At 73.5% G+C, this 17,646-nt stretch carries 14 protein-coding genes; 2 read left to right on the top strand and 12 right to left on the bottom strand.

From position 1 onward, the window contains the following. Positions 1-3: 3 nt before the first annotated feature. The 4 genes from ACZ6ZR_RS06590 to ACZ6ZR_RS06575 all read right to left on the bottom strand — a co-directional run bounded on the left by ACZ6ZR_RS06590 (position 4) and on the right by ACZ6ZR_RS06575 (position 6,484). A complete protein-coding gene (locus tag ACZ6ZR_RS06590) occupies positions 4-2,607 on the bottom strand; it encodes a serine/threonine-protein kinase (RefSeq protein WP_465640001.1) in 2,604 nt (867 codons plus the stop codon). Further along, complete coding sequence (locus ACZ6ZR_RS06585) at positions 2,600-3,961, bottom strand: hypothetical protein (protein WP_465639999.1); 1,362 nt, start codon at positions 3,959-3,961, stop codon at positions 2,600-2,602. Before ACZ6ZR_RS06585 ends, ACZ6ZR_RS06590 begins: the two co-directional genes overlap by 8 nt. A gap of 105 nt (positions 3,962-4,066) precedes the next feature. Beyond that, the gene (locus ACZ6ZR_RS06580) at positions 4,067-5,035 is read right to left on the bottom strand and encodes a glutamate ABC transporter substrate-binding protein (protein ID WP_465639997.1); all 969 of its coding nucleotides are present in this window, start codon (positions 5,033-5,035) and stop codon (positions 4,067-4,069) included. Between the two features lie 12 nt (positions 5,036-5,047). Next, a complete protein-coding gene (locus ACZ6ZR_RS06575; protein ID WP_465639995.1) occupies positions 5,048-6,484 on the bottom strand; it encodes a hypothetical protein in 1,437 nt (478 codons plus the stop codon). A gap of 209 nt (positions 6,485-6,693) precedes the next feature. Here ACZ6ZR_RS06575 and ACZ6ZR_RS06570 point away from each other — a divergent pair, with 209 nt between their 5' ends. Then, the gene (locus tag ACZ6ZR_RS06570; RefSeq protein ID WP_465639993.1) at positions 6,694-7,287 is read left to right on the top strand and encodes a nucleosidase; all 594 of its coding nucleotides are present in this window, start codon (positions 6,694-6,696) and stop codon (positions 7,285-7,287) included. A 7-nt stretch (positions 7,288-7,294) separates the two neighbouring features. On the opposite strand, the gene ACZ6ZR_RS06565 is transcribed toward ACZ6ZR_RS06570, so the two are convergent. Beyond that, positions 7,295-7,885 carry a cysteine hydrolase family protein gene (locus ACZ6ZR_RS06565; protein ID WP_465639991.1) on the bottom strand — a complete coding sequence of 197 codons (591 nt, stop codon included), beginning with the start codon at positions 7,883-7,885 and terminating at the stop codon, positions 7,295-7,297. 71 nt (positions 7,886-7,956) lie between these two features. On the opposite strand from ACZ6ZR_RS06565, the gene ACZ6ZR_RS06560 reads away from it, so the two are divergent. Beyond that, a complete protein-coding gene (locus ACZ6ZR_RS06560; protein WP_465639989.1) occupies positions 7,957-8,901 on the top strand; it encodes a GlxA family transcriptional regulator in 945 nt (314 codons plus the stop codon). A 200-nt stretch (positions 8,902-9,101) separates the two neighbouring features. Here ACZ6ZR_RS06560 and ACZ6ZR_RS06555 read toward each other — a convergent pair whose 3' ends face one another. The 7 genes from ACZ6ZR_RS06555 to ACZ6ZR_RS06525 all read right to left on the bottom strand — a co-directional run bounded on the left by ACZ6ZR_RS06555 (position 9,102) and on the right by ACZ6ZR_RS06525 (position 17,329). Continuing rightward, on the bottom strand, positions 9,102-10,109 hold the full coding sequence (locus ACZ6ZR_RS06555; protein WP_465639987.1) for an N-acetylglucosamine kinase: 1,008 nt from the start codon (positions 10,107-10,109) through the stop codon (positions 9,102-9,104). Positions 10,110-10,171: 62 nt separating this feature from the next. Continuing rightward, positions 10,172-11,452: a 6-phospho-beta-glucosidase gene (locus ACZ6ZR_RS06550; RefSeq protein ID WP_465640077.1), complete on the bottom strand. Its 1,281-nt coding sequence runs from the start codon at positions 11,450-11,452 to the stop codon at positions 10,172-10,174. A gap of 8 nt (positions 11,453-11,460) precedes the next feature. Beyond that, positions 11,461-12,345 carry a carbohydrate ABC transporter permease gene (locus ACZ6ZR_RS06545; RefSeq protein WP_465639985.1) on the bottom strand — a complete coding sequence of 295 codons (885 nt, stop codon included), beginning with the start codon at positions 12,343-12,345 and terminating at the stop codon, positions 11,461-11,463. Continuing rightward, positions 12,345-13,304, bottom strand: a complete 960-nt coding sequence (locus ACZ6ZR_RS06540; RefSeq protein ID WP_465639983.1) for a carbohydrate ABC transporter permease — start codon at positions 13,302-13,304, stop codon at positions 12,345-12,347. The genes ACZ6ZR_RS06545 and ACZ6ZR_RS06540 overlap by 1 nt, the downstream gene beginning before the upstream one ends. 1 nt (position 13,305) lies before the next feature. Then, positions 13,306-14,652 carry an ABC transporter substrate-binding protein gene (locus ACZ6ZR_RS06535; protein WP_465639981.1) on the bottom strand — a complete coding sequence of 449 codons (1,347 nt, stop codon included), beginning with the start codon at positions 14,650-14,652 and terminating at the stop codon, positions 13,306-13,308. 118 nt (positions 14,653-14,770) lie between these two features. Continuing rightward, the gene (locus ACZ6ZR_RS06530; RefSeq protein WP_465640075.1) at positions 14,771-15,985 is read right to left on the bottom strand and encodes an ROK family transcriptional regulator; all 1,215 of its coding nucleotides are present in this window, start codon (positions 15,983-15,985) and stop codon (positions 14,771-14,773) included. 201 nt (positions 15,986-16,186) lie between these two features. Next, a complete protein-coding gene (locus ACZ6ZR_RS06525) occupies positions 16,187-17,329 on the bottom strand; it encodes a mechanosensitive ion channel family protein (protein ID WP_465639979.1) in 1,143 nt (380 codons plus the stop codon). Between the last annotated feature and the right edge of the window lie 317 nt (positions 17,330-17,646).

Raw genomic sequence — 17,646 nt, 5'->3', positions numbered from 1 at the left:
GGTTCACACCCACGTCCGGGGGCGGGCACGGTTGGCCCGCTCCACCATCTCGATCCTGATCTCGGCGCGGTCGGTCAACCGTGCCAGTACTCGATAGGAGTGTTCCAGGGCGAAGCGCAGTTCCCGTTCAACGGCGGGTCGGCCGAGCACGTCGAGGGTGCCGGGGGAGGTGCCGGCGGTACCCTCCGACGAGGCCTCGTTCCCGGCCCCGCCGGGGGAGCCGGCCAGGACCCAGCCGAGGGCGGCCTCCAGGAGCTCCACCGAGAGCTCCCCGGCGTGTCGGGCGTCCAGCGGAAGCACCGTCAGCTGCTCGGAGCAGCGCGCCAGTTCCGGGCCGAGCGGATCGGTGGCGGGCCGCCCGCGCAGCCGGGCCCGCAGGGTGGCGACCCGGGCGGCGGTCCAGTGCGCCGAGGACTCCGGCACGCTCTCCAGCGCCCGCACCGCCCCCTCCCGGTCGTCGGCCGCCAGCAGCACCCGGGCCAGGCCGAAGGCGGCGCTCACGTAGTTGCGGTCGGTGGTGCCGACCAGGCGGTAGAACTCGGCGGCGTCCTCGCCGTTGCCGAGCAGCTCGGCGCAGACCGCGAGGGCCAGCTTGGGCGCGGGCTCGCCCGGGAAGGCGTCGTAGACCGCGTCGAAGGACTCGGCGGCGGTCTCGGCCCGGCCGGCCACCAGTTCGGACAGTGCCCGGTACCAGACCACCCGCCAGTCGTCGCCGTGGTCCTGCTCCAGTGCGAGCAGCTCGGCCTCGGCGGAGCGCAGCGCGCCGCCCCGGGAGACGCCCTCCGGCGGCAGCTGCACCAGCGGCCCGCCGGGCGTCATCTCGACCGGGGCCGGGAGGGCGGGGGCGGGCACGGGGCTCCCCGGGACGCCGGCCGAGGCCAGTTCGAGGTGGGCGCGCAGGGCGCGCAGCCGCAGCTCCACCGACGGGGACGGGGCGGTGGCCAGGGCGGCGAGCGCCTCGTCGGGGCCGCTGGTGCTGAGGGTGGCGAGCAGGCCCGCGTAGGCGTCGGTCGGGTCGACCAGCGGCACCGGCAGGGCGAGCGCGGCGGCCGCCGGGGCGGGCGGAGCCGGTGTCAGCTCGCGGTCCACCACCCGCGGTTCCGGTCCGAAGAGGGTGGAGAGGGCGGGGCGGGGGCGGCCGTCCTGGAGGCTGAGCAGCTCGCGCAGCACGCCGGTGAGCTGCCCGGCCATCTCCTCGGCGGAGCCGAAGCGGCGGGCCGGGTCCGGGTCGGTGGCCCGGACCAGCAGCCGGTAGTACGACTCGTACCGGGCGAACAGCGGGACCTGTTCGGGGCCGGGCAGCTCGTACCGGAAGCGGGTGTTGTAGCCCTGGAAGTCGAAGGTCAGCACGGCCAGCGTGCGGGCCACCGTGTAGAGGTCGGAGGCGACCGAGGGGCCGTCGGTGGCGATCTCGGGGGCCTGGTAGCCGAGGGTGCCGTAGATCGGGCCGTCCTCGCCGATCCGGCAGACCGCGCCCATGTCGATGATCTTGAGCGAGTCCTCGCTCTGGATCACGTTGTCGATCTTGAAGTCGCAGTACACCAACCCCCGGGCGTGCAGGTAGCCCAGCGCGGGGAGCGCCTCCAGCGCGTACGCGATGGCCTGCTCGACCGGGAGCGGGTCGCGCCGTCCGTCCACGGCACGGCGGTCGTTGGCGATGTCCTTGAGCGACAGGCCGCCGACGTACTCCATCACGATGTAGCCGTCGATGGAGCCGGTGCGCAGGTCGGGGTGCTCGACGAAGTTGATGATGCGGACGATGTTCGGGTGGTCCACCTCGGCCAGGAAACGGCGTTCGGCGATGGCCACCGCCAGGGCGTCCTGGTCCCCGGTGTCGAGCAGGCCCTTGAGCACCACCCAGCGGTCGTTCACCCGGCGGTCGGCCGCCAGGTAGATCCAGCCCAGGCCGCCGTGCGCCAGGCAGCCCATCACCTCGTACTGGCCGCCCACCACGTCGCCCCGCATGAGCTTGGGCGTGAAGGAGTACGGGGTGCCGCACTTGGTGCAGAAGCCGTCGGGCCGGCCCGGGCGGCCGTTCTTCTCCCGGCCCACCTCGGCGTCGCAGTTGCTGCAGAAGCGCTTGCGCTCCGGCACCTGAGGGTCGGTCAGCACTGCCGAGGCCGGATCGGCCGCCGGCACCACGGGGACGTTCACCAGGCCCGCGCCCAGGTTGCCGCGCCGCGCCGTCCCGGTGGAGCCGCCGCCGGTGCCGCTGCGCACCGAGACCGACCGGCCGCTGCCGGTCCGGGTGGAGCGGTGCGAACGGGAGCGGCCCGACATGGTCCGGGAGGAACGGGAGGAGGAGGTGCCGGAGTACGGCTCGGTCCGGGCCGACGGGACGGCGGCCACCCGGCCGGTCTCCGCGGCCAGGCCGCACTCGTCGCAGTAGCCGTCCTGGTCGATGGTCCCGCCGCAGCCACGGGAGCAGTCGTCCCCGGCGGCCGGCAGACCGGGCACCGGCCCCGCGGCCTTGGATGCCGAGGACGCCACCGGCCCCGAGGACGAGGTGGTGGTCGAACCGAGCGGCGCCAGGCCGCAGTTGTCGCAGTAGCCGTCCTGGTCGATCGTCCCGCCGGAGCAGTCCGGTCGGACGCAGTTCTCACCCATCGACGCCATCCCCCTGTCCGTCCGGTATCCGGTCCTGCGGTTGTTCGGTGGCAGCGGCAGCGGCAGCGGCAGCGGGCACGGCCGGTGCCGGCGGCCGCAGCGCCTGCTGGAAGCGGACCACCGCCTCCGCCGCCGCGCGCAGGTCGCAGGGCGCGCTCCACAGCAGCCAGCGCGCCTTCTCGAAGCGCTCCACCACCACCGGGTCCTCGGCCAGCCCCAGCCGGGCGGCCATCGCCTTGTACGCCTCCAGGCGGCCGCGCAACTCGGCCCGTACGGCCAGCGGTTGGGCCACCTCGGTGAGGGATTGCCGGGCCCGGCCGAGCTCCTTGGCCGCCACGTCCTCCAGGGCGTCCAGCAGTGGCGCCAGCCGGTGCCACTGGCCGGTCTGCTGCAACTCGACCGCCAGTGTGACCCGTTCGCGCAGCGCGGAGGCCGGCCCGGGCACCTGCGGCACCTCGGTGGCGGCGATCTTCGCCAGCACCTCGCCGCGGGCCCGGCGGGCCTCGGCCAGCGTGGCGTCGGCCCGGCGCAGCAGGTCGCCGACCTGCTGGAGCCGGTCCTGGGCCTCGTCGCGCAGCCGCAGCAGTCCGTCCAGCTCCATCCGGAGCCCGTCCAGCGCCCGTCCGGCCCGGTCGAAGCGTTCGGTGTCCGCCGCCCCCGCCAGCACGCCCGCCATCGCCGCCTCGGGCGAGACCGCCCCGCTGCGCTGCGCGGGCACCCGCCCCGGCCGCCAGAACGCCAGCGGGTCGGCCCGCACCTCGGCCCGAAGCTCCGTCAGTTCCCGCTCCAGGCCGTCCAGGTCGTCGGCCAGCGGGTGCGCCCCGCTGCGCACCCCGACCGAGCCGGAGAGCATCCGGACCCGGCCCAGCTCGGCCAGCAGCAGGTCGATCCGGGCGGGCAGCGCCGTCCAGACCGCGTCCGCCGCGGCCACCACCTCGTAGACGGCGGCGTACCAGGCGTTCATCCGCTCCAGCAGCTCGGCCAGGCTGATCCGCTCCACCAGACGGACCGGCACCGGTCCGGCGGCGTCCGGCAGTTGGCCGCCGGAGACGGTCACGGCCGGGCCGCTCAGCAGTTCGGTGAGCTCGGCCAGCTCCGCCCCGCCGGGGCGGTTGCGCCGGGCCCGGACCGCGCGGGCCGAGGCCAGTGCCTCGGCGTAGCGGTCGAACAGCGCCCAGAGCAGCGCGAGCCCGGGCTCGGCCACCGCCCAGCGCTCCTGGGTCCGCCCGCTCAGGGCGGCACCCTCCAGCAGCCGGCGGCCCTGGTGTTCCTGGAGGGCGAGCAGCGCGGCTTCGACCGCGTCGCGCTCGGCACCCAGCCGGCCCAGCTCGCGGTCCACCTCCTCCCGGCTCATCGCCGGCCCGGCAGCTCCTGCCAACGCCACGTCATCCCTCTCTCGACCACGGACCGGATCTCGACCACGACCCGGAACAGAACCTCACCACGGACCCGGCCGCCGTCACGGCAGGTAGGGCGTCGAGGAGCTTCCCATGCTCTTCGCCAGCCACGTGTCGTAGGCCGCCTGCCAGCCGCCGTTCGCCCGGTAGTCCAGCAGGACCTGGTTGACCAGCGCCTGCAGGTCGGCGTCCTCCTGCTTCATGCCGATCCCCATCCTGGTCGAGCCCAGGTTCTCGTCGACCATCCGGGCGGTGGGGTCCTGGGCCACCTGGGCGGCGGCCAGCGAACCGTCGGTCAGGGTGGCGTCCACCTTCCCGAGCTGCATCAGCACCAGGCAGTCCAGCTGGTTCTCCACCAGGGTCACCGAGGCGGTGCCGTACCCGGGCTTCTTCAACTCGGTGTCGGAGGAGGACTGCTGGGCCGCGCAGACGCGCTTGTCCTTCATCCCCTCCGCCACCGTCCTGGCCGCCGCCGCCTTCGGCACCACCAGCCGCTGGCCGTTGACGAAGTAGGGCGCGGAGAAGGCGATGTCGTTCCAGCGCTCGCAGTTGATGGTCATGGTGCGGACGATCAGGTCCACCTGGCCGGTGCGGATCGCCTCGATCCGCTTCGGGGTCGTCACCGTCCGGAAGGTGATCTTGTCCGGGCTGCCCAGCACCGCCTTGGCGATCGCCTTGGCCAGTTCGATGTCGAAGCCCTCGATCCTGCCGGTCTGCGGGTTCCGGTAGCCCCAGTTGAAGCTGTTCTGGTCCACGCCGACCAGCAGCGTGCCGCGGGCCTTGATCTCCTGGACCTTACGGCCCGTCAGCGAGGAGCTGGGCGCCACCGTCCGCTCCGCGCAGTCCCCGGCAGCCGCCGCGGGTGCGGCCGGGACCGCCAAGGCCGCAGCTGCGGGAGCGGCGGCCGGAGCCGGCGGACCCGCCGGGGCGGCCCGCAGACCGACCGTCAGCCCGGCGGCGGCCAGCGCCACCGCGATGCCGCCCGCCGCCGCGGCGAGCGTGGTTCCACGAACCGTTCGTACCGTACGCACCGTCGACTCCCCCTACCGGTACTCCGCCAGGCGGCGGCCCAAGCCCACCGCGACCCCCGCCGCCGACAGCAGCGCCAGCACGCCGACGCCCCAGGCCAGTGCGGCCAGCCCGCCGTCCACCCCGCGCGCCGCGCGGTCGAAGGCCGCCTGCTCGGCGGTGACGGCTACTCCCAACTGCCGGTCCAGCTCGCCGAAGGCGGACGCGGAGCTCTCCGCCTCGCCGCCGCTGCCGACCACGATCCGCAGCGAGGCGCCGTAGTCGACGCTGTCCTCGGACTTCTGGTGCAGGGCACCCCAGCGCCTGAACTGGTTCGTGGCCTCGGTGATCGCCGACGCGGCCTCGCGCGGGGCGCCCTGGACGGCCCGGGCCAGCGTGCCCCCGCCGTCCGCCCCGGACTTGGCACCGTCGCCGGCCGTGGCCGCGGTCCCGGACAGTGCGGCGGTGTACCGCGCCCAGTCCTTGTCGTAGGAGTCCGAGCCGCCCCGGGCGACCAGGTCCAGGTTCTCCGCCGCGCGGGACTGCAGCGCCTCGATCCGGGCCTGGTTCAGCACCCGCAGCGGCGCGGCGCCGGAGGCCCGGCTGTCGCCGAGGTCGGACCGGGCCGAGACGGTGCCGACCGCCAGCCAGGCCAGCCCGGCCAGCACCGCCGCGGTGGCGGCCAGCATGCCGGGGTTGAAGACCCGGTTGGTCCGGCGGAGCAGCTGGACCTGGCACCAGGCCAGCGCGCCCAGCACCAGCAGCCCCAGCACGATCCCGGCCCACGGGACGGCGCGGGCCTCGTCGTAGCCCTCGTCGAGGCGCCGGTTCTCGGAGTCCACCAGCTTCCGGGCGACCGGCAGCATCTCGGTCTGCATCTGCTTCGAGGCGTACCGCAGGTAGGCCCCGCCGAGCGGCAGGCCCTGCCGGTCGTTGGCCCGGGCGGCCTCCACCAGGCCCGCGTACACCGGGAGTTGCCGGTTCAGCTCGGCCACCCACTGCTGGGTCTGCGCGCTGCCGCCGCCGCTGCTGCCGGTCCGCGCGGCGGCCCGGGTGAGCAGCTCACCGGCGGTGGCCAGGTCCTTCTCGTACCGGGCGCGCAGCTCCGGCGGGGCCTCGGAGGCGAGCAGGAAGACGGCGGCGGCCGTGGTGTCGGCGTCGGCCAGCGAGCGGTACACCTCTGCGGTGTCCTGGCTCAGCGGCTGACCGTGCGTCACCACCTGCCCGGCGGCCCGGGCCCGGACGCTCACCTGCCAGGCCGTCAGCGCGCCGAAGGCCAGCACCAGGACGGTCAGCACCGTCAGTGCGGCCCGCAGCCGCCCCGGCGCGGTGCCGGTCAGCCTTCTCAGCCGATCCGGGGCGAGGATCCTGCTCAGGCCGCCGGCCGGTCTGGCCCCGGCCGCGGACGAGCTCTCACCGCCGGGTGATCTCGGTATCGGCGGACGCCCGCCGTGCACCACCGGTGTCGCCACCTGCCCCAACCTCCCCCTGGGACCGTCCCGCCTACCGGAACCGTCCCTCGCGAGCAGTATGGCCGCCCGGTCCGGCAGCCACACGCGAGTTGCGCCGCTCTTGAGCTTTCACGGCGTCCGCCTCACGGGCGACGCCGGACGCACCCTATGCGGTTCCCGGCGATCAAGGCCATGGGGGGCGGGAAAGGGTTCGCCCTACGATGGGGGCCATGCGTCTGATCGGAACCATCACCCCGGACCGTCCGCTGCTCGTCGTCGCGGTCGAGGAGGAGGCCGCCCACCTCGGCGGCGAGCTTCCCGTCCTGCTCACCGGCATGGGCAAGGTCAACGCCGCGGTGGCGCTGGCCACCACGCTGGCCCGGGGCGAGCTGCCCTCCGAGGTCGTCAACCTGGGCACCGCGGGCGCCCTGCACCCCGGCCTGGAGGGCACCCACCTGGTCTCCCGGGTGATCCAGCACGACCTGGACACCCCCGTGCTGCGCTCCCTCACCGGCCGCACCTTCGGCGCCGAGCTCGTCTTCGACGGCGTGGCCGCCGGCCCGGTGCTCGCCACCGGCGACCTCTTCGTCTCCGACGCGGACGCCCGCGACCGGCTGGCCGCCCGGGCCGACCTGGTCGACATGGAGGGCTACGCGGTGGCCACCGCCGCCCAACGGGCCGGGGTGCCGGTGCGGCTGGTCAAGCACGTCAGCGACGAGGCGGGCGCGGGCGCGGACCGCACCTGGCGCGATTCGGTGGACGGCTGCGCCGAGCTGCTGGCCGCCTGGGTCCGCGACCACCTGCTCCGACCTCACCTCACCTGAGGCGGGGTCAGACCGCCTTGAGGACCTCCTCGGTGCGGACCACCTTGGCGAACCGCATCGCGTGCAGCACCGCCGCCGTGCTCCGGGTCAGCACCTCGGCCGGGACGGTCTCGCCGTCCGGCCCGGCCATCGCGAAGGTGTGCATGGCGTCGATCGGGAAGACCACGTCGTAGCCGAGGTTGCCGCCCATCCGGGCGGTGGTCTCGTTGCAGACGTTGGTCATGATGCCGGCCACCACCAGCTGGGTGGCGCCACGCAGTTGCAGCCACTCGTGCAGGTCGGGGGTGCCGTAGAAGGCGCTGTTCACGGTCTTGGTGATGTGCAGGTCGGGGGTCACGGCGGCCACGAAGGGCTTGAGGGCGTAGCCCGGGGAGCCGATCGCCAGCGGGCCGCGCGGGCCGCCGTGCTGGACCGTCACCACCGGGCGGCCGGTGCGCTGCCAGGCGTCGAGCAGTTCGGCGATCCGCCGCTCGGCGTCCGGGTTGTCCCGGGGGCCCCAGAACTCCTCGTCCTCGAAGCCCTGTTGGACGTCGATCACGATCAGCACGGCGTCGGGGTCGAGGGTGAGCGGGGCGTCGAAGGCGCTGGTGTTCGTCATGGCTCCATCCTCCGGCCGCTCCCCGGAGGGCGGTGAGGGCGCCGAGCGCCGGTGATCGATAGATTCCTGCCATGCGAACGGTGGGCTGCCTGGTCCTGGACGGTGTCCGGGCCTTCGACTACGCGGTGATCGCCGAGATCTGGTCGCCCGGACGGGGCAGCCGCCCGGGGCTGCCCGGGTTCGAGCTGCGGGTCTGCGGCGCGGGCCCGGCCCGGCTGGGCGGCGGGCTGGAACGGACGCCGGACTTCGGCCTGTCGGCGCTGGCCGACTGCGACCTGGTGCTGGTCCCGGGCGTCGAGGACCCGTACGCGCCCACCCCGGGGCCGGTACTGGACGCGCTGCGCGCCGTGCACGCGGCGGGCGTCCCGCTCGCCTCGCTCTGCTCCGGGGCCTTCCTGCTCGCCGAGGCCGGGCTGCTGGACGGCCGGCGGGCCACCACGCACTGGCACCTGGCCGGCGAACTGGCGCGCCGCCACCCGGCGGTGACGGTCGATCCGGAGGTGCTCTTCACCGGTGGCGACCTGATCTGGACCTCGGCGGGGGTGGCGGCCGGGATCGACCTCTGCCTGCACCTGGTCCGGGCCGCCCACGGCCAGCGGACGGCGGCGGCGATCGCCCGGGGGATGGTGACGGCGCCGTTCCGCGCGGGCGGGCAGGCGCAGTTCATCCCTTCGCCGGTGCCGGAGGCCGGGGAGGATCCGTTGGCCGGGGTGCGGGCGGCTGTCCTGGCCTCGCTGGAACGGCCGTGGACGGTGGGGGAGTTGGCGCGGATGGCGGTGATGTCGGAGCGGTCGTTCGCGCGGCGGTTCGCGGAGGCGGTGGGGGTGCCGCCGCTGCGGTGGCTGTCGGAGCAGCGGGTGCTGGCGGCCCAGCGGCTCCTGGAGGAGACGGACCTGACGGTGGAGCAGATCGCGCTCCGCTGCGGCTTCGGCTCCGCGGTATCCCTCCGGCCGGCCTTCACCCGCCGCGTCGGGGTCGCCCCGCGGGACTACCGACGCACCTTCAGAGCCGACTAGCTGTGGCCCCGCAGGGGCCACCAGGGGCGCGGGGAACTGCGCGAAGGGGAACGCGACGACCCGTGTGCCGGGTACGGACGCTCACTTGCAAGTGAAACTCCGTACCCGGCACACGGGTCTGTGTCTTCCGATTCGCGCAGTTCCCCGCGCCCCTGACCGCCCTCCGGGCGGTCCGAGGGCGGCCCGGAGGGCGGCTCCCGTCAGGCGACCAGGGTGGGGGTGGGGAAGGCGCCGCGGAGGCGTTGTTGGGCCGGGGCGCCGATGCCCAGGTGGTCGAGGCCGAGGAGGGCCGCGCCGAGGACGGGCGGGGCGACCACGACGCGGGGTTCGGCGAGGGGGGCGGCGGCCGACAGGCGGGCGATGACGTTGTCGAGGAGGAGCGGGTGGCGGGCGGCGAGGACGCCGCCGCCGAGGACCACGGGGGCGGTCTCGGCGAGCAGGTCCAGGCGGCGCAGGGCGACCACCGCGAGGCGGGTGATCTCGTCGGCCTGACGGTCGATCAGTTCGAGGGCGACGGTGTCGCCCTCGCCCGCGACGGCGAACAGCACCGGCACCAGCTCGTGCAGCCGGCCCGGGTCCAGCTCGCCGAGGTGGATCGCCTCGGCCACCTCCCCGGCGGTCGGCAGCCCGAAGTGGGCGGCCGTGGCCGGGGCGAGGGCGGTCGGGCGGCCCCGGCCGTCCTCGGCCCTGACGGCGTGCCAGAGGGCCTCCTGGGAGAGCCCGCCGCCGCCGCCCCAGTCGCCGGTGAGCTTGCCGAGTGCGGGGAAGCGGGCGGTGCGCCCGTCCGGCAGCAGGCCGACGCAGTTGATCCCGGCGCCGCAGACCACCGCGACCCCGAGCGGGCCGTCGGTGCCGGCCCGGAGCAGGCCGAAGGTGTCGTTGGCGACGTGGCTGGTCAGGCCCCAGGGCCGGGCGGAGAGCGCGGTGAGCAGGGCCTCCTCCTCGACCGGCAGGTCGGCGTTGGCCAGGCAGGCGCTGACGTGGCTGGTCAGCACCCCGGCGGTGGGGTCGAGCCCGGCTTGGGCGGCCACCGAGGCGACCAGCGGGGCCAGGCCCTCGATGGCGGCCTCGGCGCCGATGCTCTGCGGCTGGAAGCCGCCGCCCCGGGCCCGGCCGAGCACCTCGCCCGCGGTGCTGACCAGGGCCACGTCGGTCTTGCTGTTCCCGGCGTCGACGGCCAGGACGCCCGGGAGCTGTGTCTGCTGCATCAGGTCCTCACCACTGTGGGCAGTCCGGGCCGACTGCCCCGGTCCGGCCTGCCGCGGAATGCTCACGCCCATGTCAGGTGCGCACGGTTGTGGGCGATCAGACGGTCCGTCAGCTGGTCCGCCAGCTCGATCTGCCCGACCAGCGGGTGCGCCAGGAGCGCGTCGAAGACCCGGTCCCGGCCGCCGCGCAGCGCGGCGTCCAGCGCCAGGTGCTCGTACGCGGTGACCCCGGCGATCAGGCCCGCGTACAGCGGCTCGACCGGCCGCTGCGGCAGCGGCCGCACGCCCGCCGCGTCCACCTCGGCCGGGACCTCGATCACGGCGTCGTCGGGCAGGAAGGGCAGCACGCCGTCGTTGCGGGTGTTGACCACCTGGACGGTGGTGCGGCCGTCGGTGCCGAGCAGCGAGGCGATCAGCTGGACGGCCGCGTCGGAGTAGAACGCCCCGCCGCGCTTGCTCAGCAGCTCCGGCTTGGTGTCCAGGGTCGGGTCGGCGTACATCTCGAGCAGCTCGGCCTCGATCGCGGAGACGGCCGCGGCCCGGGAGCCCTGCACCTTCAACTCCTCGACCACCTGGTCGTGCTGGTAGAAGTAGCGCAGGTAGTAGGAGGGCACCACGCCGAGCCGCTGGATCACCGGCAGCGGCAGGTGCAGGTCCTCGGAGATCTCCTTGCCGAAGCCGGCCAGCAGCTCGGGCAGCACCTCGCGGCCGGTGGCCGCGTCGGGGGAGTCGAGCAGGGTGACGCCGCGCTCCCAGGTGAGGTGGTTGAGGCCGACGTGGTCGAGCCGGACCAGCTCGGGGGCGACGTTCAGGTGGGCGGCGAACTTGCGCTGGAAGCCGATCGCCACGTTGCACAGGCCGACGGCCTTGTGGCCGGCCTGCTGGAGCGCCCGGGTGACGATGCCGACCGGGTTGGTGAAGTCCACGATCCAGGCGTCCGGGTTGGCCCGGCGGACCTGCTCGGCGATGTCGAGCACCACCGGGACGGTGCGCAGCGCCTTGGCCAGCCCGCCCGCGCCGGTGGTCTCCTGGCCGACGCAGCCGCACTCCAGCGGCCAGGTCTCGTCCTGGTTGCGCGCGGCCTGGCCGCCGACCCGGAGCTGGAGCAGCACCGCGTCCGCGCCCTGCACGCCCGCTGTCACGTCGGTGGTGGTGGTGACCACCGCGTCGTGGCCCTGCTTGGCGAAGATCCGCCGGGCCAGCCCGCCGATCAGCTCCAGCCGGTCGGCGGCCGGGTCGACGAGCACCAGCTCGCCGATCGGCAGGGTGTCGCGGAGCCGGGCGAACCCGTCGATGAGTTCGGGCGTGTAGGTGGAACCGCCACCGACGATTGCCAACTTCAGTGCGGACATCAGCCCTTGACCCCTGTCAGTGTCACGCCTTCGATGAAGGCTTTCTGTGCGAAGAAGAAGAGGACGATCACCGGGGCCATCACCAGCAGGGTGGCGGCCATGGTGAGGTTCCAGTTGGTGTGGTGGGCCGCCTTGAAGGAGGCCAGGCCGTAGCTGAGGGTCCAGGCGTCCTGGTTGTCGCTGGAGTAGATCTGCGGGCCGAAGTAGTCGTTCCAGCAGTAGAAGAACTGGAACAGCGCGACGGCGGCGATGGCCGGCTTCGCCATCGGCAGCACCACCCGCAGCAGGGTGCGCAGTTCGCCGCAGCCGTCGATCCGGGCGGCCTCCACGTACTCCTTGGGGATGGTCAGCAGGAACTGCCGGAGCAGGAAGATCGAGAACGCGTCACCGAAGGCCATCGGGACGATCAGCGGCCAGAGCGTCCCGCTCAGGTGCAGCTGCTTGGCCCAGAACAGGTACATCGGGATGATCACCACCTGCGGCGGCAGCATCATCATCGAGATCACCGCGAGCATCGCCAGCCGCTGCCCGCGGAAGCGGAACCGGGCCAGCGCGTAGGCGACCGGCACGCTGGACACGATGGTCAGCACGGTGCCGAGACCGGCGTACAGCAGGGTGTTGCGCCACCAGCTCAGGAAGCCGGGGGTGTTGAACACCTCGGCGTAGTTGCTCCAGACCCACTCGTGCGGCCAGAGGTCCGAGGTGAGGGCCTGACGGTCCGTCATCAGCGAGGTGAGCAGCACGAAGACGAAGGGCAGCACGAAGAACAGCCCGGCCGCTATCGCGGTGGTGTGCACGGCCACCCAGTGCAGCGCGGCCCGGCGGCGGGCCACCCGGAGCTCGGCGCCCCGGCGGGTGAACGGTACGGAGACGGTCGCGGCCATCAGTCCTCACTTCCCAGCAGCCCGGACTTCCGGCGCATCAGCACGGCGGTGAACGCCATCGAGAGGGCGAACAGCACCAGGGCCACCACACAGGCGGCGCCGTAGTTGCCCTGCTGGAAGCCCAGGTTGTAGACCATCTGCGGCAGCGTCCAGGTGGAGCCGTTCGGGTAGCCGGGCTCGAACTGCTGGCCCGAGCCGCCGATCACGCCGCTGGCCACCTTCCCGGCCACGATCGCCTGGGTGTAGTACTGCATGGTCTGGATGACCCCGGTGACCACCGCGAACAGCACGATCGGGGTGATGTTCGGGAAGGTGACGAAGCGGAACTTCTGCCAGGCGCCGGCGCCGTCCAGCTCGGCCGCCTCGTACTGCTCCCGCGGCACGTCCAGCAGGGCGGCCATGAAGATCACCATCAGGTCGCCGATGCCCCACATGGCCAGCATGGTGAGCGCGGGCTTGGACCAGTCCGGGTCGGTGAACCAGCCGGGCTCCGGCAGGCCGAGGTCGCCGAGCAGCTCGTTCACCGGGCCGGTGCCGGGGTTGAGCAGGAAGGCGAAGGCCATCGTGGCGGCCACCGGCGGGGCCAGGTACGGGAGGTAGAAGAGCGTGCGGAACAGGCCCGCGCCGGTCTTCACCTTGGTGATCAGCAGCCCGATGCCCAGCCCGAAGGCGACCCGGAGGCTGACCATCACCACGACCAGCCAGAGCGTGTTGGCCATGCCGGTCCAGAACGACGGGTAGTCGTCGAGGACGTAGATCCAGTTCTGCAGGCCCCGGAAGGTCGGCGCGCCGAAGCCGTCGTACCGCATGAAGGAGAAGTACGCGGTGGAGACCAGGGGGTAGACGAAGAAGACGCCGAAGCCGATCAGCCAGGGGCTGAGGAAGGCCAGGGTGCGCAGGCCCTCCCGGCGGCGCTTGCGACGCAGCGCCGCCGGGACGGTGGAGACGGGGAGCGCCATGTCACTTGGCCTGGTCGACGGCGGCGTCGATCTCCTTGGCCGTGGCGGTGAGCCCGGCCTTGAGGTCGGAGGCGCGGCCGGCCTCCACCTCGAAGGAGAAGTTCTGCAGGCTGACCTGGAAGGCACCGCCGTTGACCGAGGCGGGGGCGCCGTTGGAGGCCGGGTTCTTGGCGATGTCCACGAAGGTCTTGAAGTTGGCGTCCGCGGTCAGCTTCGGCGAGTCCAGCGCGGCGAAGGTGCTCGGCACGTTGTGGATCGCGTTGGCGAAGTTCACCACCGCGTCGGTGTCGGTGGTCAGGTACTTCACCAACTCCCAGGCGGCGGTCTGCTTCTGGCTGGTCTTCGCGATGCCGACGATGGTGCCGGTCTGGTAGCCCTTGCCGTAGCTGGCGGCCTGGTCGTCCGGCACCGGGAACGGCGCGGTGGCCCACTCGAAGTCGGGCTTGTCGTCGGCCAGCGCGGCGGTGCGCCACTCGCCGTCCAGCGCCATCGCGACCTGGCCGGTGTGGAAGGGGTTCTTCGCGCTGAACTCGTCACCGAAGCCGGTGCGGTACTTCTCCAGCTTCTCGAACCCGCCCAGCTTGTCGACCAGGCCCTTCTGCCAGTTCAGCGCCTGCGCCACCTTGGGGTCGGTGTGCACGTTGGACTTGCCCTGGGCGTCGAAGTACTCCACGCCGTACTGGCTGAGGTAGTGCGGGAGCGCGGTCTCGTAGCCGTGGTAGTTCGGCATGAAGCCGAGCTGCTTGTACGAGTCGCCCTCGGCCTTGGTCAGCTTGACCGCGGCGGCCTCGAACTCGCTGAAGGTCTTCGGCGGGTCGGTGATCCCGGCCTCGGCGAAGGCCTTCCTGTTGTAGTACAGGCCGTAGGCGTCGCCGAGCAGCGGCAGCGAGCACTGGTTGCCCTGGAACTGGCTGTACTTGAGCATCGCGGCCGGGAAGGTCTTGGCCGGGTCGATGCCGTCCTTCTTCATCAGCGGGTTGAGGTCCACCCAGGCCTTGGAGGCGCAGAACTTGCCGACGTTGTCGGTGCTGAAGGAGGAGACCACGTCCGGGGCGTCCGGGCCGCCGGCCCGCAGCGCCTGCTGGACCTTGTCGTCCTCGATCCGCGGGACGACCTTGACCTTGATGTTCGGGTGGGCCTTCTGGAAGGCGGCGACGTTGTCGTCGATCGCCTTGATCTCGCTCTCCTGGTTCCAGCCGTGCCAGAAGGTGATGGTCACGTCCTTGCCGCCGGCCGACTCGTCCGTGGCGCCGGAGTCGGTACCGGTGCAGGCGGTGGCGAGCAGGGCCAGGACGGCGCCGCCGGTGACGGCGGCGAGTACGCGGGACGGTCTGCGGGGGGAGCGCATCGAAGGTCCTCCTGGGGGAATCCGGGCAGGCCGGACCGCCCGGTGGGCGGGCGGTGGCGTGGTGACGGTGGATCAGGCGGTGCGGGCGGTGCGGGTGGTGCGGGTGGTGCGGAGGTGGTCAGTGGGTGGTGAAGACCGTCTCCCGGGCGGTGGCGAGCGCGCGTTGCAGCGCGCCCTGCAGGACGGGGGAGCCGGGGACGGTGCTGGAGCGCACCTCGGGACGGGGGACGGAGGTCCGGACCAGCTCGGCCTGGACCAGCTCGCAGAGCCGGTCGCCGCCGGCCGCCACGGTGCGCCCGGCCAGCACCACCAGCTCCGGGTCGACCACCGCGACCACCGCGGCCAGGCCGACCGCCAGCCGGGCGGCCAGGGTGTCCAGGAAGTCGTCGCCGGCGCCCTCGGTCCGCAGCGCGGCCTCGACGGCCGCCTCGGCCAGGGCCTCGACGGTGGAGTCGGCGGCGGTCACCTCCAGGCCGTGCTCGCGGGCCAGCGCGATCACCGCGTCGGCGCCGGCCAGGTCCTGGAAGCCGCCGGTGTTCTTCCGCGGGTGGTGCACCACCGGCGAGCCGGGCACCGGCATGTAGCCGACCTCCCCGGCGCCGCCGGTGAAGCCCCGGTGCATCCGGCCGGCGATCACGATCGCCGCGCCCAGGCCCTCCTCGGCCCAGAGCAGCACGAAGTCCTCGCTGCCCCGCGCGGCGCCGAAGGCCTGCTCGGCCATGGCGGCCAGGTTGACGTCGTTCTCCACGGTGACGTGGGAGCCGAGCGCCTCGGTCAGCTCCTCCAGCAGCCGGGGCGAGTGCCAGCCCGGCAGGTGCGAGGCGTAGCGCAGCAGCCCGCTGTTCGGGTCGAGCGCCCCGGGCACGCCGACCACCGTCTCCAGCAGGAGGCCCGGCGCCAGCCCGGCCTCCCGGACGGTCTCGGCCAGCACCTCGGCGGTGCGGGCCACCGCCTCGTCGGCCGGCCAGCCCTTGGTGGGGGTGACCCGCTCGGCCAGCGTGGAGCCGGTGATGTCGGCGACGGCGGCGCGCACATGAGTGGTCGTCACGTCGAGCCCGGCCACGTACCCGGCGGCCGGGTTCACCTGGTACAGCTGCGCGTTCGGCCCCGGGCCGCCCGCCGTGGTGCCGACCGGCAGCACCAGGCCGGCGCTCTCCAGCCTTCCGAGCAGCTGGGAGGCGGTGGGCTTGGACAGGCCGGTCAGGGTGCCGATCTGGGTCCGGGAGAGCGGGCCGTGGGCCAGCAGCAGCTCCAGCGCCGCACGGTCGTTGATCGCGCGCAGCAGGCTCGGGGTGCCGGCCAGGGGGGTGCGGGTGTTGTCGGTCACAGCCAGAATCCTCCCTGCTCTGGCCCCGACCGTGCGGATCGGGGCCTCCCGTTGGACTGTTAGGAAAGTTTCCAATCCCTGAGAGGAAGCTATTCGCCTAGGCCAGGGGGTGTCAACGGGGCGTCGCCCGCAGGTTGCCGAAGCGTTACCCGCCGCACGCCAGGACCCCGCCTCCCGGAAGGGCGGCGGGGTCCTCGACGGGCCCTGCTACTCGGTGCCCTGGGCGGGGATCGGCTTGGTCGCGAGGGAGGCCGGGGAGGTCGGGTCGGCCAGCGCGGAGGGGGCGGTGCCGGCCGCGGCACCCGCCGCGGTGGCGTCCTCGGCCGACTTGGCGGCCGCGGCAGCCGCAGCGGCGGCCGTCACGGTCTCCTCCTTGACCTTCACCCCGGCTCCGTCCAGTGCCGTCTTCAGGCGCTGGCGCAGGGTGCGGGAGACCAGCAGCGCGTTGCCCGGCGAGGTGCGCGCCTCGACCCGGAGCACCACCGAGTCGAAGGCCACCGACTCCAGCCCGAGCACCTTGACCTGACCCCAGATCAACTCGTCGAACGGGCTCTCCTTGGAGAGCCGCTCCGCCGTCTCCTTGATCAGCTCCTCGACCTTCGCCAGGTCCTCCTTGTAGCCGACCTGCACGTCCACCGAGGCGGTGGCCCAGCCCTGGCTCATGTTGGCGATCCGCTTCACCTCGCCGTTGCGGATGTACCAGATCTCGCCGTTGCCACCGCGCAGCTTGGTCACCCGCAGGCCCACCTCCAGCACGGTGCCGGTGGCCACGCCGGTGTCGATCTCGTCGCCGACGCCGTACTGGTCCTCCATGATCATGAAGACCCCGGAGAGGAAGTCGGTCACCAGGTTCCGCGCGCCGAAACCGATCGCCACACCGGCCACACCGGCACTGGCCAGCAGCGGCGCCAGGTTCACCCCGAGCGCCGAGAGCACCATCAGCGCGGCGGTCCCCAGGATGGTGAACGAGGTCACGCTGCGCAGCACCGAACCGATCGCCTCCGAGCGCTGCTGCCGCCGCTCGGTGTTGACCACCCCGCTGTTGGCCAGCAGCCCGCTGAACCGGCTGAGCTCGGCCTCGCTCTCGGTCGGGCGCACCATCCGCGCTATGAACTTGGTGATGAGCTTCTGCACCACCGCGCGGAGCACCAGGGCCAGCAGCACGATCAGCACGATCCGCAGGCCGCCCTCCAGCCAGCCCTGCCAGCTGCGGCCCACCCACTCGGTGGCCTGCTTGGTGGCCTCCGCCGCCTCGGCCGGCGAGGTCGGCAGGTTCGCGAGCGGGTCGGCGGTGGGGCCGGGGGAGGGGGAGGCGTCGGCGAGGAGGCCGAGCGTGCCGGAATCGGTCACGGGCGGAGTCCTTCCTTCTCGGTGCTACGGCTGGGCGAAACGCCAGCCTAACCGGGCCCCCGAGCACCCCCGCCTGCGGCGCTTGGGCTGGTGGTGGTCACACCGGGGGCGCGGGGAACTGCGCGCGGCGGAGGAAGTGAGCCGTGTGCCGGGTACGGATGCTCACCTGCAAGTGGGTTTCCGTACCCGGCACACGGGTCTCGTTCCTCCGCCGCGCGCAGTTCCCCACCCCTCGGACCGCCCTCCGGGCGGTCCGAGGGCGGTACAAGGGCGGTGCCAGGGCGGTGCGGGGGTGTCGGGGCTTAGGCCGAGGGGCT

The sequence above is a fragment of the Kitasatospora sp. NPDC088742 genome (assembly GCF_055584905.1).
Note: the sequence above shows the minus strand (reverse complement) of the source record. Positions and strands in the feature narration are given on the sequence as shown.